This is a genomic window from Pontibacter sp. SGAir0037 (genome assembly GCF_005491705.1).
Lineage (GTDB): Bacteria > Bacteroidota > Bacteroidia > Cytophagales > Hymenobacteraceae > Pontibacter.
This window is the reverse complement of the sequence record NZ_CP028092.1, coordinates 927,479-950,328: the sequence shown is the minus strand read 5'-3', so window position 1 is coordinate 950,328 and position 22,850 is coordinate 927,479. Positions and strand designations below refer to the sequence as shown.

The window sequence follows — 22,850 nt, the reverse complement described above, 5'->3', positions numbered from 1 at the left end:
CCCTTCCTAAACTACCCATACTATAACGGCTCTAAGAAATAATTTAATTTAACATATTAAAATATAATCATAATGGCATATTTGTTGCATAGGTGTTAGTTCATCAAAAAAACAAATATGAAAACATTATTTACAACTGCACTCCTGGCTTTGTTGGGCACGGGAGTCTTCGCACAAACCTCTCAAGGTACCTTTGCTGTTTCTGGTTCCGTAAGTTATTATAACAGCAATGGTAACACATCAAGTTTACCAACAACTATAAGTGATACAAACAGAAATCTAGCTCTGAGACCTTCTGTTGGATATTTTATTTCAGATGGAACTGAAGCAGGCATTAGTGTTGGTATAACCTCTAGCCTTAGAAAGACAATTTATGATACAGGTGAAAATATATCTAAAAATAATAGCGTTACATTAGGAGTCTATTTGCGCAAGTATGTAGCTTTGACAGAACAATTATCTTTACACGGTACTGGCTATATCTCAGCAGGGTTAGGTAAAACGAGATATAGTAACACTTCTTCCGCAGACGAGCTTACTCAGAATACAAATAATTACGCTATCGGTTTATATCCCGGGCTTACCTACTTTGCCACCCCAAAATTAGGATTAACAGCATCCTTTGGTAACATTTCCTTTAGTAGACAAAGTACTAAACTTCTTTATGAAAATGATGATCGTTCCGTATCCAGCAAGTTTGATGCAAATTTATCTTTTAGCAGTTTTGGAATAGGGCTTAGTTATTTTATAGCACGTTAAGTAGATGTACATAATGAAGAAGGTAATACTATTACTAATTGCTGTACTTTGCTATAGTAATCTACAAGCTCAAATATCAAAAGGAAGCATTGCTCTTACAGGAACCCTTGCCTACTCTTATTCCACATATGAGGATAGAGATGCCTCAACCTTTCAAAAAGTTAAAAATTATGAATTAGGTCCTTCTGTCGGTATATTTATCAAAGACAATTTAGAGGTTGGGGCCAATTTTAATTTTGGAAGGGAAAGAATATCAAATGATAGGTTGTCTCTTGGCCCTCCTTATACTTCTGATGATAGGTATAGAACATTTAGCTATAATGCATATGCAAAACAATATTTATTCTTATTAGATAAAATAGCTCTACATGCAGTGCTTTCTGTGGGGTACAACAAAACTGTTACACAGTTCAATTCAATATATACAGGAACTTCAGCTATTCCCTCAAGATCTAATGAATCAGATTCTCGATACTTCTCAGCTGGTGTATCACCTGGTATCACCTGTTTTATTTCACCTAAATTTGCGCTTAACCTAAACTTAGGATTACTAGGATTTAGCAAAACCACCTACGATTCAAAAAATGTAGAACTATTGAATGGAGTTATCAATTTTCAAGATGATTATACCTCTAAAAGTAATAGCTTCAACTTTGATTTCTCAAGTGCTACGCTAAACTATGGCCTTACTTATTATTTAGGCAGACAATAATTTCAAATCTCCGTGCTTGCTTAAAGCAAGCACGGAGATTTGAAATTATTGTCTGCCCTTTTATTTTCTTCTGCTATGTGTATTAGTACAGCTACGGACCAGCTTAAATTACATAACAGGCTAATTACCCTCTCCCTTTCCTAAGTTCCAGCACCGTGATTTCCGGCCAGATTCCTACTCTTCCGGAAAAGCCTATAAAGCCAAAACCTCTGTTTACATACAGCATTTTATTATTTTCCTGTGCAACTCCGGCCCAGTTCTTATAGCGGTACTGCACCGGGCTCCACCGGAACAAAGGCGTTTCTACGCCAAACTGCATGCCGTGTGTGTGCCCTGATAGGGTAAGATGGATATGTGTGGGGTGATTTTTAACCACCATGTCCCAGTGCGAAGGATCGTGCGACAACAGGATCTTAAAAGCGTTGGCATCTACTCCCTGTAACGCTTTGTTCAGGTCGCCCCGCTCTATAAAGCCCTTCCCCCAGTTTTCAACGCCCAGCAGCACAATTTCCTGCCCGTCTTTCTCCAGTTTTACGTGCTCATCTAGCAGCAGGCGGTAATCCATATCCGCATGGTGCTGCTGCAGATCCGTCATGTTGTTCTCCCGTTCTTCGTCGCTGTGCCACTTGGCATACATGCCATAGTCGTGGTTGCCCAGTATCGAGAATTGGCCGAAAGGTGCTTTAATCCGTCTGAACATCTCTTTGTAAGGCACAATTTCTGTGGCATGGTCGTTTACCAGATCACCCGTAAATACGTACAGGTCCGACTGCTGCGCCATTGCCAGTTCTATTCCCCGCTGTACCTCCCCGGCATCATCGAAGCTGCCTGAATGTACATCTGAAAGTTGTGTTATTGTGAAGCCATTAAACGCTTCGGGCAAATCATCGAAGTATAAGGTTTGGCGGTGTACTCTGTAATCGTACTTTCCTTTGGTGATGCCGTACACAAACGAGAAAAAAGGAATGCCCGCCAGCACCAGCCCCAGCTGACTTACCACTTTCCGGCGCTGTGGGAACAACGATTTTGTAGCACCTGCCCTTTTACCTGAACGTGTTGCCAAGCGGGTAGCAGCCACAATCACACGGTAGATATCTTCGGCCAGCAGCACCAGCATAAACACCAGCTTGGTGACAAAAAACGTGAGAAAAGCATTGATAAACCACTGCACAAAGGCACCGGATTTATCTTCAGAAAAGCGCAGGTATATGGCGTAGGCAAAACCAAGTATGAAACCGATAAAAAATACCCAGTAGAGGGTACGTACTGTTTTTCTGAGACCAACTGACTTCCAGCCTGCCGTTAACCTTTTAATTCCCTGGTACACATACCAGTCCATGAGCAGGGATAATACCCCCAGGATCATTATAAAACGCGTCATGATGCTTGTTTAGCGTGAGTGTCAGTACCTGCCATGCAAGCGAACAGATACCAGTAATTTTAACATTTTAGCTAACGCAACAGCAGGTGATTAAGATTTGGTAAAACAGGCTGTCGCTTCAGTTCGAGCTTGCAAATTACAGCGGTACTAATTTCTTGGTAGTATTAAATACCTAACCTGATTTATTGATTTTACAGGTTTAATTTACCTATACCTGCTTCACTTACCCAGGCTGTTTTCCCCTCTGGAGTCTTAACTTTGTACCAGCCCTGGTGATACGACTTAAGCGTCACTTTTTCACCTTCATTTAAATCTGCTATGCTCTTCGCAAGCGGACTAGGACCGTTTTTGCCTGCAGTCTGTTGCAGCAGCACCGCATCTTCTTCGGGCTGCATATACACCTGCGTCAGCAATGCAGGCATCAGCAAAAATATTGCTGCAGAAAGAATAAACCTGTGAAACCTTACCAGCTTTTCCATATAAAAAATGTTTAAGCGCCTGCATAAAAAGCACAAACTGCACAAAACGAACAGTAACAGAGCTAGCTGCATAACCTGATCAGACACTTTTAATAGCCAGTAGTTGTCTGGTGTTCTGGCTATACCTGCCTGTTCTGCCAGATACTGCCTGTTCTGCTGTATCTCCTCATCCAGCGGTGAAAGCCGGAAAGCTTTTTCAGTATAGAATATTGCCTTCCCAAGCTGCCCCGCCTGGAAACAGGCATGGCCCAGGTTCATGTATAGTTCAGGTGTTTGAACCCCTTCCTGCTCCAGTACTTCAAAAGCAGCCACGGCTTTAGAATATTTTTGCTGCTGCATTAGAAAGGTTGCCTGCTCAAATCGTAATTGTTCCTGCTGGTCGGGTACTGCAATGCTCGGCAGACGAAGCAGCAACAGGATCAGGAGTATGTTTGCCATTTAAAAACTTATCTATATGTTGAATAACCTGCATGGCCTGTACTCTAAATGCTTCCCTATCTGCTACAGGCTGCTGTGTAGGTGCAAACCGTATGGCATCTATTTCTTTTAATAATGCCTGTACCTCTGCCAGAACATGCCCCGGCACCTGCCGCTCCCGTAAGGCGGCAATTATAAGCGCAGGAGGCAAAGCCTCCTGCTGCAGTTGTAGTTTCTGCAAAAAATACTGTTTCAGTATAGCTTCTGCCTTCTGGTAAAAGGCATCAGAATTTATCTGGCCAGATGTACGCTTGAGCTGCTTAAATGCCCTTAAAGCTCTTTTGCCTGCTTTTCTTGATAACCGATGTGCCGGAGCAGCTGATTGCGCCTGGGTATACCGAGAATACAGCATTCCACCTATAATAAAAAAGCTACACAGCAGCAGCAATATGTAAAATACAGGCTTTTGCCATAATAACCGGCCTTTGCTGCTACCTGGCTTCAACTTTAGCAGTAAGGGTGTAGCTGTGTCGTTTTTATTTGCTGCCGTAGCTAAAAGTTTTGGTGCTTCGGGGCCCGCTGTTACTTTCCATTCGAAGGCATCGGCCTGGTAAGTCTCATACTTCTCTGATGCCGGATTGAAAGCTACTACCATAAGCGCTGGTAAGGTATAATTGCCCCGATAGCTGGCAACCACATCAAACGTAAATGTACGGGTTGCCAGCAACCCTTTGCCTGTAAGTTTTTCTTCGATTGAGCTGTTCTGGTTAAACAGTTCCAGGCCCTCGGGCAGCTCGGGCACATGCAGGCCGGTGTTTTTTAAATTGCCATAGCCGGTTAGTTCTAACTGATAAGTAAGCATATTCGCTGCAGCAGCCACCCGTGGTTTACTCCTGAAGCTAAAGCTGCCCACTGCCCTGGAAAACATACCTGTATCAGCTGGTGCAGGTAAAGGCCGTATGTCCATCGGCACGGCCTCCGATACCAGCTCTCTGGATACAATTTGTTCCATTCCAAAAAAATCATCCGGGGCTGGCGGTACAGTCAGTTTAACAGTTCTTCTTACAGAAGGAAGCCTCAGAAGGCCTTCCCGCTGCGGAATTACCAACAACTTCCTGAGCACCAGCACATGGAATTTCTTACCTGCCAGCACTTCTTCATAGCTTTCTGCACTTACAGGAAATTCTTCCACAAAGCAATCCTGTAGTTTCACGGGCAGTTCGTCCTGCGGGTCTATAATGGGAAGCTGGTGGTAAAGCAGGTAGCTGACTGTAAAAGGCTCCCCCACATAAGGTCGTGCTTTGGAGGGAATAGCGCGTACAAAAACCTGCTTTGCCAGTGTATCTGCTGGAGTTTTTATACGATGCCCAATAGCTAAACCTCCTCGCACAGTAGCTGGGCACAGTAGCAGGCAAAAGGCAGCAACAGCAAACAAATTTATTTTCCAATTCATGTTTCAGCGCAAATAAGGGCACAACAGCAGTATAATTCCTGAGACAGCATCAATAGTCAGGTTCGTTAGTTGTAACCGCTTGGTGTTTTTGCTTTTGTTTCCCGATTCTTCCTCTTACAGCTTCTTCATTTTGGTTTAATAGATCGAACAGATCCTGCATCTCTTTTTCTGATACTTTAAACGCCTGGTCCGACTTCTCATCTGCAGAACTACCTTTTTCTTCGGGCTCAGGACCTCTCTTTGCCTCCGGTTTATCTTGCTTCCGGTCCTGTTGCTGCTCAGCACTTTCGGCCTTTTTGTTTGCCTTTCCTTTTTCATACTGATCCAGTACAAATAACAGGTTCTGGCGAATAGACTGGTCTTCGCTGTCAAGCAGCATTCCCTGCTGAAAAGCCTGTATACTTTGCAAGGTATCACCTGCCCCAAAAAGAGCATTGCCTAAATTGAACCAGCTCTCCGCAGCAGCGTAAGTAGCCGGACTTTGCCGGATTGCCACTCTGTAAAAAGAGGCTGCCTCTGAAAACCTCTCCTGCCGGTATAGCGCATTAGCTAAGTTAAAGGCTGCTACCCCTTCACCAGCGGAATGCTTCCAGGCTTTCCTGTAAAGAACCTCCGCATCTCCCACTTCACCATTACCATAGGCCAGCTTTCCCTGGTACAGGTACAGGTGTTTTTGTGCCTGCCCTGCTACATCCAGGTAAATGCTTGGTAAGAACAAAGCCAGGCTCAGGCCCAAAGCTACAAGCCCAACGATGAGAACAGTTTTATTATAGACGCTACTCATGTTCCGGTTCTTTTAAAGCGTGCTACTCCTTTACCCGGTGCTATAAGCAGTTCCAATACAAGCAGCAGCAAAGCAGCTAAAAGAAAGTACTGGAATAATTCCTTTTTCGCAGGTGCTTTAGCGGTAGCAACAGGAGCAGGAAGCTGCCTGATATCTTCTATAAAATGCAATGCCTGGTTTCCTGCTGAGCCCAATCTGGCATAGCGTGCAGGCTGAACCCCAACCAGCCTGATAAGATTTTTCTCCTGCAGTCTCGATACAACAAGTGCCCCTTGCTTGTCTTTCTTAAACTCCTGCCTTCCCTCCGCCTGCTGCTCCGGAACATGTCCGCCTGCTTCGGTTCCCAAACCAAAGGAGAACACATAAACGCCTGCTTTGCTTAAAGAGTCTGCCAGGCTGCCGTACTGGCTAGTATGGCTTTCGCCGTCAGATAAAACGCAAATAACACGTGCTTTTTGGGGTCTGGATGTCAGCAACAGAGAAGAGATTTTAAGAGCTTCCTCAAAGGAGGTGCCTTGCCTTGGCACCATCTCAGTGGAGATAACCTTGACAGCACTTTCTATTACCCGGTAGTCGGTTGTTAGCGGCAGGTAAGGGTATGCTTTTCCGGCAAACACCACCAGCCCCACTTCTTCTCCTTTTAGTGCTGCCGTTACCTCACGCACAAGTTTTTTAGCCTGTGTTAAGCGGTTAGGGAGCACATCAGAAACCAGCATACTGCGCGATACATCTATGGCAAACACCATAGCCACCTCCTCTTTAGCATTTCGCTTCTCCTCAGACAGGGGCAGCACCGGGTTTGCAAGGGCTATTACAAAACAGGTATAAGCAAGCAGCAGCACACCAAACCTGGTATGTGAGCGACCGGTGCTTCTGCCTGGGTAAAGCCGTTCCACCAGGGCCTTATCCCCAAGCCTAAGCTGTGCTTTTGCCTGCCAATGCCTGTAAACGACATAGAGCAGCAGCAGGAGCAGCAGCCCCCAGCTCAAATGCAGGAATAGCGGGTTCTCGAATGTTATCATGAGGCCAGGGAACGGAAAAATGTAAATCTAAGTACCAGCTCCAGTAAAAACAGCAGCAGGGCTATCAGCAGGAATACCCGGTACTCTGAGTGGTAAACTGTTTCTTTCCTGATACCGTGTGGCGTCTTTTCCAATTGGTCGATCTCCTGGTAAATAGCCTCCAGCGCTTTGGCATTTGTCGCTCTGAAATATGCTCCCCCCGTCCGTTCTGCAATCTTCGTCAGCATGGCTTCATCTATCTTTACCGGCACATACTGGTACACCTTATTACCGTTCAGGTCGGTGAGCGGCAATGGAGCCAGACCTGTAGTGCCGATCCCGATGGTATATACTTTTACCTGATGCTCTTTTGCCAGCTCAGCTGCCGTAAGCGGGTGCACAAAACCTGCGTTGTTTTCACCATCGGTTAAAAGTATAACCACCTTGCCTTTGGAGCTACTGCCTTTTAAAGCATTTACGGCAGAGGCTAAACCCAGACCGATGGCCGTTCCGTCGGCAAGCGCTTCGCCATCCATTTCACGTAATTTCGCCAGCAGAAAGCCATAGTCCTGTGTGATCGGGCACCAGTTGATACTTTCGCCCGCGTATAATACCAGCCCGAACCTATCTTCTGCTCGACCTGCTACAAACCTTGTCAGCACGTCCTTCAGGGCCTCCAGGCGGTTTGGCTTTATATCTTCCAGCATCATGCTGCCCGATATGTCCAGGGCCAGCACTATGTCTATTCCCAGGGCAGGTGCGGCATGTCGTGTTTCTCTTGCCGTTTTCAGGTTGGCCAGCCCCAGGATCAGGAAGCTGATCGTGAGCAAGCGCAGGAAAAACAACAGCTCGGGAGGAGTCAGCCATTCTCTCGCCTGCAGCCCTTTCTGCCCTTGTGTGTGCGGCAGTAGCAGCACAGGAAACTGATGCCGCCAGAACTTATGGCACAGCAACATGAGCACCGGGACCAGACCGAACAAGGCAAACCAAAGGGGATCCTGAAAACTTAGTTTATTCAGCATGCCGCAACCTCCACCTGCTGTACAACACCCGGACATTGAGAGATGCCATACCTGGCTTCTCTGAACAGTGATGACATTTCCTGTAAATCCCTGCTTTCAGGCGTAAACTTATACTTTTCCTGTAGTTCAGACAGTGCTGCTACCTGCCTTCGCTCTGCCTCCGGCACTCTGCTGCTGCCAAGCTGTGCAGTTACGTTTTCCATTGCTTTTTCGGAAGGGGGCAGCTGGTATACCTGTTGTATGTAATGGCTCCATATTTCAGCTAAGCTGTTCAGCACAAACCTCTCAGATAGTTCGTGCTGCTTCCATTTTTCCTCCAGGAGCTGTAGTTGCTCCAATGCCTGTTGCCGGAGCTGCTCGGGCGTGTAGGCGGTGCTTGTTGAGCTTTTGTAAAGCTTAATTAGTAATACAACCAGCAAAAGCAGCAGGCAGGGTATAGCAACAAGAAGACCAGCCGTTAACAAAAGAGGCATACCGGTATTGCTTTGCAGGGGTTTGATATCATGTAAAGCGGCGATCAGGGGCTCTGGCTTAAATGTAACTTCAAACGTCTCTACCTCTAAAGTATCTGCTTTCCCCTGCTGATAAACCAGTACCCGTAAAGGAGCGAACCGGATTCCACCTCCTTTTACCGAAGTAAACTTCACTTCATGCTCAAAGGTATGTTGCAGGTTACGTTCGCTGCTGTTTTTCTGAAGCAGGAGCAGTAGTTCGAACGGCCTGTCGAACAACTGCCAGCTTACAGAATCTGCGGTAGGTGCTTTTACCTGAACTTGCACTGTTACCACCTCCCCCACCAGGGCGATGGTTTTGTCTTGCCGACATAAAACCTCGGCAGAAGCCATAGATGCAGCCAGAGCCGGAGTATACCGGCCTATGCTACAGACCAAAAACATCAGAAACCATTTCATATACGGCCACTCATAAACTGCAACAGCTTTTGCACAAAGTCGTCGCCTGTACTTATTTTCAACATACCAGCCGCGCCTTTCCCGAAGGTGTCATGGTAGTATTGCTCTACCTCTTCAAACCTGTTGCTATAAGCCTTCTGAAATGACAGTGAAGCAGTATTTACCCATTGTTCACTCCCGTTTTCAGTGTCCTGTAGCTTGGCCCATCCAATGGCGGGCAGGTGCTTCTCTTTTTCATCGTACACCCGCACGGCTACCAGTTCATGCTGCTGCGCCACTACCCGTGCAACAGCCTGGTAACCAGCTGCCATAAAATCTGAGAGCAGAAACACTACGGAACGATGGTGGCTTATCTTCATCAGGAAATGCAGGGCAGCGGTTATATCTGTTCCTTTGCCCTGTGCCTGTACTTGCACCAGCTCTTTGGCGATGCGCCAGAAACCGGCCATTCCCCTGGAAGGCGGAAGCAGCTTTTCCACCTTATCGCTAAAGAAAATAACTCCGACGCGATCGTTGTTTTCGAGAGCGCTGAAAGCAAGCGTGGCTCCTGTTTCAATGGCCAAGGTTAATTTGTTTTTCTGGCTGGTACCAAAGGTGCCGGAGCCGCTTACGTCCAGCAGTATCCAGATAAGTCGTTCTTTATCTTCGGTAAAAGTGTTTACATAAGTCTCCCGGAAACGCGCCGTAACATTCCAGTTTATACCTCTGATATCGTCGCCGTTCTCATACTTCCGGATTGAATCCAGTGCCAGTCCACGCCCTTTAAAAGAACTGTTGAAAAGTCCCGCCAGTTTTTGGTGCGTCAGGCTTTTACATCTTAGCTCCACCTTCTGTATATGCTGGATAAGCGTTTGTAATTCCATGCGGCAAGGTATAAGTTGGAGTATCAGGGAGCCGGAACTGCCTTAAGCACCTGGGCTATTACATCGTCGGCTGTCACACTCTCTGCCCGGGCAGTATAGGTAAGACCGATGCGGTGGCGAAGCACGTCCGGTACTACAGCCCGTATATCTTCGGGAAGAACAAAAGCTCTTTTCCGCAAAAAGGCATGTGCCCGGGCCGCCACAGCCAGGTTTATACTCCCACGTGGAGAAGAGCCATAGCGCAGCATAGGCTGCAGGTGTGGCAGTTGGTAGTTCTCCGGAAACCTAGTACAGAAAATAATATTCAGAATGTAATCTTCTATCTTAGGATCGATGTAAATCTTTTTGACGAGTGACTGTATATGCAGCACCTGCGCTACGGTGAGGGCTGGCTCGGGCATCTTTTCTACTGGTCTGCTGGTATGCTGCCGGATGATCATGCGCTCTTCTTCCAGCGACGGATAAGTGATCAGCACCTTCAGCATAAACCTGTCCATCTGGGCTTCCGGAAGCTCATAAGTTCCCCCCTGCTCTACCGGATTCTGCGTAGCCAGCACCAGGAAAGGCTGCTCCAGCGGGTAGGTATCGTTGCCAATGGTTACCTGGCGTTCCTGCATTACTTCCAGCAAAGCGCTCTGCACTTTTTCAGGGGCCCGGTTAATCTCATCTGCCAGCACAAAGTTAGAAAACACCGGTCCTTTCTTTACACTGAACTCGTTGCTGTGAATGTTGTAGATCATGGTGCCCAGAATATCGGCCGGCAATATGTCGGGGGTAAACTGGATGCGGTTAAACTGCACCTGTATAGCCTGCGCCAGCGACTTTACAGCCAGGGTTTTTGCGAGCCCGGGCACTCCTTCCAGTAATAAATGCCCGTTGCCAAACAAGCCGATCAGGAGCCGCTCCAGCAGTGCCTCCTGTCCTACAATTGTTTGCTTTAAATAGGCAAGCAACTCATCTACCAAGCTACTTTCCGCTACAATATCCTGTTCAAACTGTTTCCAGTCATTCAGGGCTACTACTTTCTCCATAAACTACAGACGAGGTTATGCCATAAAGAATAAATGCTGTTTGTCACAGCACCTATTCTTTCTATCCAGCATCAATTTAAAAACCGTTTCTTATTTAGCAGTCAGCAGGTAAGACTTCTTCAGCTCGTTGTATCGCTTCTTATTGGTTTTCACTTTTAAGAAATCAACCAGGAAGGTCTGCTCATCCAGCTGTATCTCGTCTTTTGTCAGCTGACGGGTCTGGTAAGCTTTTTCGAGTAATTCCAGCGCTTTCTGATAATCGCCGCCTTTAGCATAGGCACAACCTAAACCAAACAATGCTTTCGGGTTGTTTTGCTGCATGCTCAGCGCCTGGTTAAAGTTTTCGATTGCCTCTGCATCTTTCCCCAGGTACAGGTGCAGCAATGCATAGTCGGCATAGAAAATGCTGTCAGATTTTACCGCGTTTGTTTTAGCGTATTCCGTAAAATCATCCATGGCGTCGTTCAGCATTCTGTTTTTGAAGTAGCTCAGTCCTCTCAGGTAAAGCTTATTGGATACAGCAGGAAGTGTATCCAGGCGAACTGCTTCGTTAAAATTGTTGATAGCCAAAGGATAGTTTTTAGATTTATGCAGTGCGCTCCCATTGGCATAATAATACTTGTAATGCTGGCCAACTTTTAAAGCTGCATCATAGTCTTTCAGGGCTTTCGACAGGTTGTCAATGGCTTCATATACCTGGCCTCTGTAATAAAAAGCCTCAGCATTCTTCTCGTTATGCTCGATGGCCTGGTTAAGAGACGCAAGCGAAGAAGGATACTGCTTTAAGTGATACATCGACTTTCCGTAGAGCTGATGTACCCTAGAAATATCATTCCTGATAGCCGTTTGCTCTTCTTTTTTGCCAGCCTTACGGGCTGTTTCATAACTGGTACTTAAAAGCGACAGAGCCGTGTTATAGTCTTGCAGTGAGTTTGCAAAATCAAGTATTTCCTGCTTGGTAATTCCACTCGCAATATGTGCCTTAATGTTGCTGTTATCGCTCTGGATCGCGGCTGCATAGCTCTGCAAGGCCAGGTTATACTCCCTGATGCGGTGGTGCGCCATACCTTCTTTATACTGTGCCTCTGAATAGGTTGGCTTACACTTGATAGCCTGCCGATATAGCTCGATTGCCTCCTGGTAACTTGCCTTTGAAGCACTAAAGTATGACCTCAGGTTTTGCTCTTCTGCAGTAATAAACCTGATTTCGCCTTTGCCATGCAAGGCAAGCGCGTTACAGTTCCGGATAGCCAGTGCATGATTGAAGGCTGTATCTGCATTAATAAAATCGTGGGCTGACAGGAAGTTCTGACCTGCTATAAAGAAGTTATTGCTGATAGACTCGATCATCTGCAACTGTACCTGCTCCAGACCTAGCTTTTCTGCTTCGCTGAAGTCTGCCCCTGCTTTCCTGTTTTCTTTTTGCTCTACATAATTCAGGCCACGGTAATAGTAAGCCACATTATACTTCGGATCGAGGGTAATGGCTTTGTTGAAGTTCACCAATGCCTCATCGAACTTCTTTAAGCGGAACTGTAGTTCGCCAAGATCAAAATAATGTGATGCCGTTTTAGGACTTAAGGCTATTGCCCTTGCATAATCTTCTGCTGCACCGTTGTAGTTCTGCACAATGTTTTTCAACCGGCCCTTTTTCACGAAATAGATTGGCTTCTCGGGCGAATCGTCCAGTGCATTTGATGTAAGCACATCGTAATCGGTAATGGCACTTACAAAATCGCTTTTGTGCATCACATAAAACTCGGCTCTGGCTAAGCGCGCATCCACGTAGTTCGGGAAATACTCAATAGCAGAAGAAAAGCTTTCCAACGCACGGTCTCTCGAACGAGAATCGTCGGATTTTTTCTCCAGCATTTTCTGGTAGGCCATCCCTTTGATATAGTATAGCTCGGGGAATTCGTTTTTGGCTTTTTTGTTTTCCTTCAGAATTTTATCGCACTCGTCGATAGCTCCCTGCAAATCGCCAGACTCCAGTTTATTTTTTGGCAGGGTAAGCTCATCCAGCTTTTTAGTAAGCGGCGTTATTTCAGTGTCAACTAAAAAGTGGGCATCCGGTTTAATGGCCAGTGCTTCTTTGTATAACTGAATCGCATCTTTAAAACGGCGTTCGCTCTTGGCTTGGTCTGCTTTGTTTTTGAAGTTATCATACGTGTTTTCAGAGATCATCCTTTTCGTATCCAGGATCTTCTTGTCCAGGGAAGGCACCAGCGATTTTACCTCTTTTGCTTTTTCGAATAGTTCGAGTGCTTCTTTGTACTGCCTGCTGCTGTACAGGGTATTTGCCAGGCTGAAGTACTCCTGGAAGATAGCCTCCTTGCGTTTCTCCTCTTCTTCACGCGCCTGGATATAGCTCTCTCTTTCACGCATCAACTCCTCTTCTGACACCACGCTGGCATTCACCGATTCGTCTGTCGTAACTTCAATGTTATTGTCCGCCGACTCCAGCGGTTTAGCCGGATCATAAAAGCTGATGCCCACAATAAAGGCTTTCCACTTGTTGCCGCCTTCGCTCTCCATGCGCACCAGTGCCTCGCGGGTACGGGTGGTTGTATAGGCTGCCTTTTTAGGTTTGAATTTGCTTCCGAACTTCGCGTCGAACTTTACCTTTACATAAACATAATCTTTCTTCTTTACACTCGAAACGGCTATGTTAGAAAAGGAAATAGAAGCATCCATGGTCTTTTCGTAGTGAATGTCCAGGTCGTTCAGGTATTTTTCGGCGGGCAGGTCTTTGGTTTTACCTAAACCGGCTTCTGGTGTAATATCATCCTCAATAATGATATTCTTGTTGTAGAACACCCTGTTACGCGACGGCTTATAACTGTTGGCAATTACCTCCTGCAGCTCACTTGGCACATTTTCAGAGAAAGTTACATAATTAAGTAATCCCTCCAGCCCCTGCACGGTTGCCTTTGCCTGGTAACTTATTTCCTTGGCATCTTTCAAGGTGATCTTATCCTGTGCCGAAGCATTCGACAGCAGCAGGAAAAAAATACCTACTAAAACATAGTAATTCTGTTTCATGATAATGATTATTGAGTAAATTTTATTGCCTTAGTACCTGCGCCCGGTAAAGTTCTTTCTCTTCAGGAGATGCTTTGATCAACTTGCTGATGAGCCAGCCGGAGTTCCTGGTCTGGCGGTTGAACTGCTTAATTTCAAAAACCCAGTCGTCTACCTGCAGAAAATGATAGCTGATATGATTCACTTTGCTGATGGTTAACCTGTTTTGCAGGCATTCGTTCATAAACACCGAAAGCATGGCATTGCGCTGTGCCGGTTTCGCAAAATAATTCCCGAGGTTAGTTTTGTCTTTTAGTGCCTGGTCCAGGCTCATAAAGTCGGTGGCATGGCTCACAGGATTCAGTGTAATGGTGGTATCCTGCGAAGCAGGCATCCTGAAATCCGCGCTTGCAGGCGTTGACAGGAAGTTAGCCTGCACCCCGGTAATCATCCACTTAGATGCTCCGTTTGCCTGCCTGTCTATGCGTAAAATCAGGGTAGCTTTTTCTGCTTTCCCTTTCCAGGACACCGCACAATCTACTTTTGCATACCAGTCTTTGTCGTAAAAATTCAGAAAAATGGGCTGGCTGTTGTCGTTCACCTTGTTAATGAAGCTGTTGATCTCGCTAAAGTTCCAGCTTCTGTCTTCAGCATTAAACAGGCTCTTGATCAGCTTTTCGCGATCCAGTTCTTTTGTTGGGTCCTGCTTGCGGTTGTACTGCTGTATCAGGGTTTTGTCGGTATTATTAAACCTTTCGATAAACTCATCGATCTGTTTTACCTCCCAGGCAAACAGCGCCTCAAACTCCTTTTCGTAGTTCTGCGCAAACAAGGGAGAGGTAATCAGGAACAGAGCAACGCCCAGGGCTATTCTGCCTGTATAAAATAAAATCCTATTCATAAAAAATGTAAAGCGTTTGTTAAGCGGGCAGAAAGAATCTGCTTATAGTTTTTTAGTTTCTACAACTCCCAGGTCAGCCAGAAAAACGTCCCAGTTGGCAATGGCTTCCCCATCTACAACTTTTTCGTACTGCCTCAGCACAACCGTCAGGTTACGTTTTGTAATATCCCCGTACACCACATTTCCGTCTACAAAGCCCCTGAATTTCTGCACAAAAGTAACCACGCCATAGTAGTTGCCGTCCGTTCCTTTTTTGAATTCGGAGGCATAATTGATCTCCGCATATTCAATAATAATTTTATCGTACTGCCCGCTTCTGAACTGCAGCCGGTTCAGGTAATCCCGGATTTTGTACTTGTTCTTAACGGTGGAATTGGTACTCGATACTTCAACCCGGGCCTCTTCATTCAGAAAAAGCCCGCAGGCCATGTCTATACTTTTCATGGCTTTGTCGCGGGAGGTGTTTACAGCCGTGATGGTTTGGAGGTAGGTAGAGAACTCTTCTGTTTTTTCCAGCGCCTTTTTACTGAACATTTCCATATCCACGTTCAGATCGGAGCTTTTGATCACCACATCCGTCACAATTTTGGCAGGTGCTGGTTCGGCGGTGGCGGCAGTGCTAGCTGTAGTTGTCAGGAGGCTCACCATTTTAGGCTTAGCCGCCCTTAAAGGATAAACAGCCAGCTCTGAACTCATGTAAAGCTGGTGCGTTCCGTTTTTTCTGAAAAGCGCTGCCGCTTCTGTTTTTTTCAGTCGCAGGTCTTTTCCTTCCTGCCGGTATACTAGCTCCGCATCATTTTCAGAAACTGATTCGGCTGCGATAACGTCGCCTCCTTTCTGAATGATAACATTTGCGGGCAGCGGTTTGGCAGCCGCGGTTAGGAAGTCTTTCTTCTCCTGCTCTTCCAGGGCTGCTCCATTCAGCACCAGGTAATTACCGGATGCGTTTACGACAAAAAGCACCTTGTTCAGTTCTATACCTGCCTGAGCTCCTGTCGCACTGTAGGTCACCTTATCAGCGGTTATAGCAGTTACTTTACCTGGCACAGACTTACCGTCGGAGGTATAGATCAGATCCTGGGAAAATGCACTGGCAGAAAAAAGAAGGAATAAAAAAGAACTGTAAAATACCTTCATAAAAAGCTGGTAGTAGTTGTAAATCTGTTTAGTTACTATTGCTGCGCCTCAAGGCAGACCCGGTAATACCTAAATGTAATTGTTCAGGTACACATCATCCACCAGCGCTTTCTGTTGCTGATAATCGTACTTGTGGTTCGATTCTTTCCTGATAAACTCAAACTTGATATCGCGCCCGTTATCGGCATTTTTTACTTTAATGCCAATGGTTCCGTTGAGCCTGTTCTCTACCGCCACTTCCAGGTAAAACTCACCGAAGGTAGCAAAGGGGCCTACCTTGATAGTGCCTAGCTGATGTACATCTTCTTTCGGATCCCAGAACTGGCAAAGGTCAAAATGGATGTAGTCGACCTGCTTCGGGTTGATCTTGTAAACTTTTTTAGATGAAACAGGAAGCGGTGTGTTGCGGTGAATCAGCAGGTCGATCTGGCGGTTCGGATCGTTGGCGATCATCAGGCCGATGTTATAAGTGCTCACACTTTTCAGGTCGATAGGCGTAATATCGCTGCCGGCACTGCTCCCGTTGCCAAAAGATGCCGCATATAAGGCAGCACCCTTTGCCACACTGCTCAGCGGCTGGTGGTAGATCAGCTCCTGCTGTGGCATTACTTTCTGTTTCCAGAAGTTGTATACAAGCTTACTGCTGGAGGTCCCCCCGATCAGCACAATCTTGTTGATGTCTTTTAACTGCATGCCCAGCGAACGCAGGCACCTGTTTACGGCTGCCTCTGTTTTTGCAATCAGTTCATTGGCCTGGTTGGCGTAGTTAGTATAATAGAACGTTGCTTCAAAAGCATCACGGCCCACCATAATCCATTTGCTGATATCCCGCGGATGCTCCGAATCGTTTAGCTCGATCTTGATGTTTTCAGCTATTTTCTGGATGCGGTTTGTCGTCAGTTTATCGTTCGGGAAAGGCCTTTTAAAAGCCTTCTCGTAGCCTTCTTCTATGGCGTTGTGCACCAGTTTATCAAACTCTTTCCCTCCAAGCTTGTTCACACCGTCTTTGGCAATCACATTCAGCTGGTTGCCAGACTTGGTGATCAGGGTAAGGTCGAAGGTGCCACCCCCGAAGTCGTAGATCAGGATAATTTCTTCGTCTATGTTCTTGTTGTAGCTACCATAAAACAAGGCAGCCGCCACCGGCTCTTCCACAATGGCCGAAAGCTCCAGGTCAGCCAGCCGGGCCGCTTCAATAACCGATTTGCGCTGCACATCATTATAATGAGCGGGTACGGTAATAACAGCCTGTTTAAATCCGTCTGGCAGGTATAGCTCGGCATCGTGCTTCACTTTTTTAAGTATAAGCGACGCCACCGTTTCGCTGAACCAGGGGTTGTTATAGTCGTCGAAGTAAACCGGGTCCTGGGTCCCGAAGCTGCGCTTAAAGAAAGATATAATCTGCTTGTCGGGCAAGGACTCATACAGGTTCTCCGCAAAGCCGCCAGCGTAGGCTTTCTTGCCTTCTATTAGGGCAATAGAAGGAGTCGTTTGCAGGTCTTTGTTGTAGGCATCAGGTATTAAAACAGGGCTGCCATCTCTACTCAACGAAGCACACACCGTATTGCTGGTGCCTAAATCTATTCCTAATACCATTATTTAAAATTTTAGCTCTCTTTCTGTTTCGGCTACAATATCACGGTAGCGTGTCGTGATCTGGTCTCTTACTCTTTCGGCAGATTGAATTCCGCGAAGCCATATATCGATAGTCTGCTGTTGTTTTTGCTGCTGCAGCTTCTCCTGGTTCATCTGGGCCGCCTTCTGCGACATCAGGTTCTTTATGTTTCGCTCGATCTGGGCATTGATGTTCTGGGTAGTATCTTTTATCCAGTTGGCAATATTCCCTGTCCAGTCGCGGCTCGATTCATTAAAAATCCGTTTCGACTCCTGCTGGAGTGTTTCTTTGGCCTTGCCTAACTCCCGCTGGAACTCCTCTTCTCTTTTCTTCGGGATACGCTTGCGCAAATCAACCACACCGTACAAGATCATGCTCAGGGAGATGGCTGCGGTAGTGCCTCTCACCCAATTGGCAATTTCCTTAAATATGCCGCTGTCGCTGGCGGAAGCAACAATGGTAAGCGGTGCCAGTAAACCACCCACCACCATGATCAGACCTGTATAATCGCGCAGTGCTACAAAGTACTCCATAGCCCCTTTTTTAATTATTTCCCCCACATAAGCACGGTTGATATAGCAGAAGGACTGCAAGGTTCTGTCTTTATCCGGGAACGGCGGAAATATCTCGTCTGACTTCAGTGGCTGTATGCCCTTACTTCTGAGCTGCGCATTCACCTGGCTTAGCAGGTCTTCAAAAGAACTTTTGATAAAGGCTTCGTCTTTGCCAAGCTCTGTTCGGATAGTAGTGCCAATGGTTTTCAGGAACTGCTCGGTAAAAGCGGGATCAATAGAGGTTTCCACCTTCTCGCTTTTCTCAGCCAGTGACTTCTTATTGAAATCCTTTAACCTGTTGGTCTCCTCTATAGCCACTGTAGAAAATTTACCGGTAATCGGTTTATTCAGATCTTCGTACTTCAGCTTATAGTTTTTCTCGAATTCAGAAGCAGATTTCTGTATAAGTTGCCTTAAGCCGGAAGTCAGCTCGCTGGTGTTCAGCGACTGCTCTTCTTTTCTTGTGATCTGGGTATTCTGGTTGTTCAGCAGTTTGCGTGTATTGGCAGATTTGCTTTCGGCAGACAAGATTTCCCCTAAAAAAGAAAACACAGGTTTAATGCTGTTCAGGTAAGACATCTTTTTCAGCTTATCCAGCACGGGCACCTCCACCTGAGACTTCAGCACTTCCACAATCGATTTGTCGGTAAAATCGGCGGCGGTTAATGTGATTACTTTAGAACGATAGCCAAACAGCCTGCTGAAATCGCGCAGGTTCCGCTCATCTTCCAGCAGGTTTACCAGCAACACAAGCTTATACTGCTCATCGCTCTTCCGGAAGTGCTGGCGCAGTATACCTGACTGCTGCATTTCCTCATCCAGAAAAACCAGCGCCACCGAAGGCAGCACCTCCTCAAAAATTTTAATATTGCAGTTGTTCTCGTCTCTTACATTCAGCACAAAGCCTGAGTTTACCGACGATTCTTCCAACTGCTTTATAATCTTTTTGCACTCGCCAAAGGCATTCATGCTCCTGAATACATCTATAAAAAAGGCATCCTGGGCAGCCAGCTTCTTTATTTTGAAATTAGTCTCCTCCAGAAAACCTGAATAGCTGGATACAGGAATCTCGCGCGATAAATCCTCAATCCTGTCCGCAACAGAAAGTATTTCTCTCATATTAAATCAGCTTAAGCTTAGAAGATGTCGATTACAACTGTTTTCATATAATCGCTTTCCTCCACTTCCTTTACTATATTTTGGATGTTGGTATTATTCGACCGGATCATAAACTTGGTCATTCCCACCTGTATCGTGTCGTTTTCTTCCATCAGCATTTTGCGGGTAAGCCTTCTGTCGTCGCCGTTTATATAGGTGCCGTTTTTGCTCGGATTACCTCCTGTTGCTGTACCGTCGTCGCTCACTATTATCTGCAGCGGTGCGACACTGGTCACTTCCAGCACAGCATGCGAACGGCTTACATAAGGGTCATCGCTCAAAATAACCGTAGGAAGGGAAGCATGCGGTGTTCTGCCGATCAGGTTTTTGCCCCTGTAAAGCGGGAAAGTTTTGGCAGACTGATTTTCCGTGTGTCGTACTAACCAGGCTGCAGCCTCCTGCCCGAATTGACCGGAGTGAGGATAAGTGGCGGATGGCTGGGGCGTAACAGCAGCGCCAGTACTTCTGTAAACCGGTGCAGAAGGAACAGGTGCAGGCTGAGGCGGTTTAGAACCTGCCAAAGGCCGGCTGGCCGTATTAGCCTGCAACATCTGCGCCTGGATCTGCTTTATCTTTTCTGTATTTGTAACATGAAGCTTACGCAGAAAATCGTTCGGGGCATTTTCAGACAAAAGCTGGAAATAAGCCAGCTTCTCTTCTAAACGCACCTTAATATCATGTTCTGATGCAGCCTCAGACAGCTCTAAGAACTCCAGAATTTCCCCCTTGGTCATATAAATAATTATGAATATTGTTCAGCAGCAAGATGTTTTTTCAGCTGCTGTATCTCTTCTTTCAGACTGGCTATAACGGCACTCTGTTCCTGTAGCCCCTGCAACAGGAGCACATTCAGCCCCAGGTAATAAACTGCTTTATGCTCAACCCCGGCTGTAACCGTATCATGAACCAGGTGCGGGAATTCAACTTCCAGTTCCTGTGCAATCAGGCCATATTGTTTCTCAGGTGATAAACACATCGCAGGAAACTCTTCTGTGCGGTAGTAGTAGCTGGCCGGGTTTAAGCGTAGAAGTTTATCCAGCACCGGCGCCAAAGGTGCTATGTCTTTTTTAAGCTTGCTATCAGAGCCAAAGCTGCTAGCCATGGCGGCAGACTGCCTGGCCTGGCTCTCATAGTTATCGGCCATGTTTGCCGACTGCTGTGCGTCCCGTTCATAGTTATCGGCAGATGTTGCTGAATTGCGGGCATCCACACAGTAGCGATCTGCCTGTTCGGCAGCATCTTCGGCATAATCTTTGGCTCCTTTGGCATCATTCTTATGCTGCTCGGCCAGCTTGGCATCATCGTGTGCCTCATTTTTATATTGCTCGGCCAGCTTCGCATCGTCCTGTGCCTCTGCTTTTGCTCTTTCTGCCGCCATTTTAGCAGCATCTGCTGCCTTCGCATCTTCCTGCGCGGCCATACGGGCTGCATCAGTCTGCTTGGCATCATCCTGGGCAGCGTTACTGGCAGTTTCGGCTTCACGGGCTTCGGCTTTAGCCTTTTCAGAAGCCTGCTCTGCCTCCGTTGCCTCATTTTTAGCCTTCTCAGAAGCCTGTGTCGCTTCCAGTGCCTCTGCCTTAGCTTTTTCAGAAGCCTGAGTTGCCTCATTGGCCTCGTTCTGGGCTTTTTGAGAAGCCTGCTCCGCTTCCCTGGCTTCGTTCTGGGCTTTATTCGAAAACTGTTCTGCCTCACGCGCCTCACTTTGCGCCTTGTTAGATGCCTGTTCTGCCTCCAATGCCTCGGCTTTCGCTTTTTCTGAAGCTTGTTCTGCCTCTGTAGCTTCGGCCTTTGCTTTCTCAGAAGCCTGTTCAGCTTCCGTGGCCTCGGCTTTTGCTTTATCAGAATATTGCTCTGCTTCACGGGCCTCGGCCTGTGCTTTATTCGAGGCCTGCTCTGCTTCCTGCGCTTCTGCCTGCGCTTTCTGCGAATATTGTTCCGCCTCGCGTGCTTCTGCTTCAGCTTTTTGTGAAAACTGTTCTGCCTCACGGGCTTCAGCCTGGGCCTTCTGCGAGTGCTGCTCTGCCTCTCTGGCTTCATTTTCAGCTCTTTGAGAGAACTGCTCTGCCTCGCGCGCCTCGCTCTGCGCTTTGTTAGAAGCCTGTTCTGCCTCCTGAGCCTCAGATTGCGCTTTTTGCGAAGCAGTAACTGCCTCCTGTGCCTCCGTCTGTGCTTTCTGTGAAGCAGTGGTAGCTTCCTGAGCTTCCTGTTGTGCTTTTTGGGATGCAGTGGTAGCTTCCTGGGCTTCCTGCTGGGCTTTATGCGATGCAGTGGTGGCTTCTTGGGCTTCCTGCTGGGCCTTTTGAGAGGCTGTTGTTGCCTCCTGTGCTTCGTTTTGTGCTTTTTGTGAGGCCGCTGTTGCTTCCTGAGCCTCATTCTGCGCCTTTTGTGACGCAGTGGCAGCCTCAGTAGCTTCGTTCTGCGCCTTCATAGAATATTGCTCTGCTTCCTGAGCCTCGGCCTGTGCTTTTTGAGACGAAGCGGCTGCTTCATTAGCCTCATTCAGGGCTTTTTGAGAAGCGTTAGCCGCCTCAATAGCTTCTTGTTTTGCTTTTTCAGATGCTGTATTCGCTTCCTGCGCCTCCTGTTGGGCTTTAGCAGAATATTGCTCGGCTTCTGTCGCTTCGTTTTGTGCTTTTTGCGAAGCGGTAGCTGCTTCCTGCGCCTCCGTCTGCGCTTTCTGTGAAGCGGTAGCAGCCTCAGTGGCTTCGTTCTGAGCCTTTTGAGAGGCGGTCGCTGCCTCAGTGGCTTCATTCTGCGCCTTTTGCGAAGCAGTTGCGGCTTCCTGTGCTTCAGCCTGTGCTTTTTGTGAGGCAGTAGCCGCCTCTGTCGCTTCGTTTTGTGCTTTCTGGGAAGATGTAGCGGCTTCGTTTGCTTCGTTTAAAGCTTTCTGAGAGGAAGTGGCCGCTTCCTGCGCCTCGTTCTGTGCTTTCTGAGAAGCAGTGGCGGCTTCAGTAGCTTCATTCTGTGCATTTTGGGAAAACTGAGCGGCCTCTGTTGCCTCGTTTTGAGCTTTTTGTGAAAACTGAGCCGCCTCTGTTGCTTCCAGCTGAGCTTTTTGAGAGTACTGCGCGGCCTCGTTTGCCTCCTGCTGTGCCTTCTGGGAAGAAGTTGTAGCAAGGGTCTCGTAATTCTTGATCTTAACAATTACACTTTCCACTTCTGCCAAGCCAAGCCTGCTCCGGGTAAGTAGTTCTTCTAATTCTGCCTCGAATGAAGCTGAAGTTGTACCATCTGCATTTGTAGCTCCTCCCCCTTTTCCTTCCAGTACCTGGTTTCTGTAAGCCAGCGCTTCATCATAGAGCCGGGAAATCTCGTTTTTCTTCTGTAAGATTTCAGCATGCATATCGATAATGCTGTTCAGCAGCTGCTCAGCATCTGTGTTTACCACACCTTCCGTTTCGTTTGACATTTCAGATCTCAGATAAATACTTTCTATAAGTTATATTATAAGAAAGTGAATTCTATTATACACTTCTCACTAAACCAATTCTCTCACTATTGCCAAATATTACAATTTCCTGTATTATATCCAGTACCTCTTCGCATCCCTCATTTCCAGCTACCGCGCCACTTCCAGCCTACCCTATATACCACATGGTTTACCGGGTAATAAATTACCTGTTAAACCTTCATCTCTAAATCAAATTCTAA

General features: G+C 46.8%; 18 protein-coding genes. 2 read left to right on the top strand and 16 right to left on the bottom strand.

Annotation, left to right across the window (positions count from 1 at the left end):
• The first annotated feature begins 117 nt into the window (after window positions 1–117).
• Entirely contained in the window at window positions 118–759 is a 642-nt protein-coding gene (locus C1N53_RS03825) for an outer membrane beta-barrel protein (protein WP_137758063.1), read from the top strand.
• 13 nt (window positions 760–772) lie between these two features.
• Window positions 773–1,471 (top strand): outer membrane beta-barrel protein, encoded by a 699-nt coding sequence (locus C1N53_RS03820; protein WP_137758062.1) that lies wholly within the window; start codon window positions 773–775, stop codon window positions 1,469–1,471.
• Window positions 1,472–1,595: 124 nt separating this feature from the next.
• Here the strand turns inward: C1N53_RS03820 and C1N53_RS03815 are convergent, their stop codons facing one another.
• The 16 genes from C1N53_RS03815 to C1N53_RS03740 all read right to left on the bottom strand — a co-directional run bounded on the left by C1N53_RS03815 (window position 1,596) and on the right by C1N53_RS03740 (window position 22,608).
• Window positions 1,596–2,852: a metallophosphoesterase gene (locus tag C1N53_RS03815; protein ID WP_137758061.1), complete on the bottom strand. Its 1,257-nt coding sequence runs from the start codon at window positions 2,850–2,852 to the stop codon at window positions 1,596–1,598.
• 191 nt (window positions 2,853–3,043) lie between these two features.
• Complete coding sequence (locus C1N53_RS03810; protein WP_137758060.1) at window positions 3,044–3,769, bottom strand: SH3 domain-containing protein; 726 nt, start codon at window positions 3,767–3,769, stop codon at window positions 3,044–3,046.
• Window positions 3,687–5,201: a BatD family protein gene (locus C1N53_RS03805; protein ID WP_137758059.1), complete on the bottom strand. Its 1,515-nt coding sequence runs from the start codon at window positions 5,199–5,201 to the stop codon at window positions 3,687–3,689. The genes C1N53_RS03810 and C1N53_RS03805 overlap by 83 nt, the downstream gene beginning before the upstream one ends.
• 49 nt (window positions 5,202–5,250) lie before the next feature.
• A complete protein-coding gene (locus C1N53_RS03800; protein ID WP_137758058.1) occupies window positions 5,251–5,985 on the bottom strand; it encodes a tetratricopeptide repeat protein in 735 nt (244 codons plus the stop codon).
• Window positions 5,982–7,007, bottom strand: coding sequence for a VWA domain-containing protein (locus C1N53_RS03795; RefSeq protein WP_137758057.1), 1,026 nt, complete (start codon window positions 7,005–7,007; stop codon window positions 5,982–5,984). The genes C1N53_RS03800 and C1N53_RS03795 overlap by 4 nt, the downstream gene beginning before the upstream one ends.
• The gene (locus tag C1N53_RS03790) at window positions 7,004–8,008 is read right to left on the bottom strand and encodes a VWA domain-containing protein (protein WP_168193950.1); all 1,005 of its coding nucleotides are present in this window, start codon (window positions 8,006–8,008) and stop codon (window positions 7,004–7,006) included. Before C1N53_RS03790 ends, C1N53_RS03795 begins: the two co-directional genes overlap by 4 nt.
• On the bottom strand, window positions 8,002–8,919 hold the full coding sequence (locus C1N53_RS03785) for a hypothetical protein (RefSeq protein ID WP_137758055.1): 918 nt from the start codon (window positions 8,917–8,919) through the stop codon (window positions 8,002–8,004). The genes C1N53_RS03790 and C1N53_RS03785 overlap by 7 nt, the downstream gene beginning before the upstream one ends.
• Window positions 8,916–9,782, bottom strand: a complete 867-nt coding sequence (locus tag C1N53_RS03780; protein ID WP_137758054.1) for a DUF58 domain-containing protein — start codon at window positions 9,780–9,782, stop codon at window positions 8,916–8,918. Before C1N53_RS03780 ends, C1N53_RS03785 begins: the two co-directional genes overlap by 4 nt.
• A 23-nt stretch (window positions 9,783–9,805) precedes the next feature.
• A complete protein-coding gene (locus tag C1N53_RS03775; RefSeq protein WP_137758053.1) occupies window positions 9,806–10,813 on the bottom strand; it encodes a MoxR family ATPase in 1,008 nt (335 codons plus the stop codon).
• Window positions 10,814–10,903: 90 nt separating this feature from the next.
• Window positions 10,904–13,855: a tetratricopeptide repeat protein gene (locus C1N53_RS03770; protein ID WP_137758052.1), complete on the bottom strand. Its 2,952-nt coding sequence runs from the start codon at window positions 13,853–13,855 to the stop codon at window positions 10,904–10,906.
• A gap of 22 nt (window positions 13,856–13,877) precedes the next feature.
• Window positions 13,878–14,735, bottom strand: a complete 858-nt coding sequence (locus tag C1N53_RS03765) for a hypothetical protein (protein WP_137758051.1) — start codon at window positions 14,733–14,735, stop codon at window positions 13,878–13,880.
• Window positions 14,736–14,777: 42 nt separating this feature from the next.
• Window positions 14,778–15,872 (bottom strand): hypothetical protein, encoded by a 1,095-nt coding sequence (locus C1N53_RS03760; RefSeq protein ID WP_137758050.1) that lies wholly within the window; start codon window positions 15,870–15,872, stop codon window positions 14,778–14,780.
• A 69-nt stretch (window positions 15,873–15,941) separates the two neighbouring features.
• Window positions 15,942–17,468, bottom strand: coding sequence for an Hsp70 family protein (locus tag C1N53_RS03755; protein WP_137758049.1), 1,527 nt, complete (start codon window positions 17,466–17,468; stop codon window positions 15,942–15,944).
• Window positions 17,469–17,471: 3 nt separating this feature from the next.
• Window positions 17,472–19,160, bottom strand: coding sequence for a hypothetical protein (locus C1N53_RS03750; protein ID WP_137758048.1), 1,689 nt, complete (start codon window positions 19,158–19,160; stop codon window positions 17,472–17,474).
• A 17-nt stretch (window positions 19,161–19,177) separates the two neighbouring features.
• Window positions 19,178–19,933 carry an FHA domain-containing protein gene (locus tag C1N53_RS03745; protein WP_137758047.1) on the bottom strand — a complete coding sequence of 252 codons (756 nt, stop codon included), beginning with the start codon at window positions 19,931–19,933 and terminating at the stop codon, window positions 19,178–19,180.
• A gap of 8 nt (window positions 19,934–19,941) precedes the next feature.
• Complete coding sequence (locus C1N53_RS03740; protein WP_137758046.1) at window positions 19,942–22,608, bottom strand: tail fiber domain-containing protein; 2,667 nt, start codon at window positions 22,606–22,608, stop codon at window positions 19,942–19,944.
• Window positions 22,609–22,850: the final 242 nt, after the last annotated feature.

Excerpts from the sequence above, each read along its gene's own strand:
- C1N53_RS03765 (WP_137758051.1), bottom strand. The coding sequence starts at position 14,735 with ATGAATAGGATTTTATTTTATACAGGCAGAATAGCCCTGGGCGTTGCT.
- C1N53_RS03805 (WP_137758059.1), bottom strand. The coding sequence starts at position 5,201 with ATGAATTGGAAAATAAATTTGTTTGCTGTTGCTGCCTTTTGCCTGCTA.
- C1N53_RS03795 (WP_137758057.1), bottom strand. The coding sequence starts at position 7,007 with ATGATAACATTCGAGAACCCGCTATTCCTGCATTTGAGCTGGGGGCTG.
- C1N53_RS03775 (WP_137758053.1), bottom strand. The coding sequence starts at position 10,813 with ATGGAGAAAGTAGTAGCCCTGAATGACTGGAAACAGTTTGAACAGGAT.
- C1N53_RS03780 (WP_137758054.1), bottom strand. The coding sequence starts at position 9,782 with ATGGAATTACAAACGCTTATCCAGCATATACAGAAGGTGGAGCTAAGA.
- C1N53_RS03770 (WP_137758052.1), bottom strand. The coding sequence starts at position 13,855 with ATGAAACAGAATTACTATGTTTTAGTAGGTATTTTTTTCCTGCTGCTG.
- C1N53_RS03815 (WP_137758061.1), bottom strand. The coding sequence starts at position 2,852 with ATGACGCGTTTTATAATGATCCTGGGGGTATTATCCCTGCTCATGGAC.
- C1N53_RS03810 (WP_137758060.1), bottom strand. The coding sequence starts at position 3,769 with ATGGCAAACATACTCCTGATCCTGTTGCTGCTTCGTCTGCCGAGCATT.
- C1N53_RS03755 (WP_137758049.1), bottom strand. The coding sequence starts at position 17,468 with ATGGTATTAGGAATAGATTTAGGCACCAGCAATACGGTGTGTGCTTCG.
- C1N53_RS03750 (WP_137758048.1), bottom strand. The coding sequence starts at position 19,160 with ATGAGAGAAATACTTTCTGTTGCGGACAGGATTGAGGATTTATCGCGC.
- C1N53_RS03740 (WP_137758046.1), bottom strand. The coding sequence starts at position 22,608 with ATGTCAAACGAAACGGAAGGTGTGGTAAACACAGATGCTGAGCAGCTG.
- C1N53_RS03825 (WP_137758063.1), top strand. The coding sequence starts at position 118 with ATGAAAACATTATTTACAACTGCACTCCTGGCTTTGTTGGGCACGGGA.
- C1N53_RS03800 (WP_137758058.1), bottom strand. The coding sequence starts at position 5,985 with ATGAGTAGCGTCTATAATAAAACTGTTCTCATCGTTGGGCTTGTAGCT.
- C1N53_RS03760 (WP_137758050.1), bottom strand. The coding sequence starts at position 15,872 with ATGAAGGTATTTTACAGTTCTTTTTTATTCCTTCTTTTTTCTGCCAGT.
- C1N53_RS03745 (WP_137758047.1), bottom strand. The coding sequence starts at position 19,933 with ATGACCAAGGGGGAAATTCTGGAGTTCTTAGAGCTGTCTGAGGCTGCA.
- C1N53_RS03820 (WP_137758062.1), top strand. The coding sequence starts at position 773 with ATGAAGAAGGTAATACTATTACTAATTGCTGTACTTTGCTATAGTAAT.
- C1N53_RS03790 (WP_168193950.1), bottom strand. The coding sequence starts at position 8,008 with ATGCTGAATAAACTAAGTTTTCAGGATCCCCTTTGGTTTGCCTTGTTC.
- C1N53_RS03785 (WP_137758055.1), bottom strand. The coding sequence starts at position 8,919 with ATGAAATGGTTTCTGATGTTTTTGGTCTGTAGCATAGGCCGGTATACT.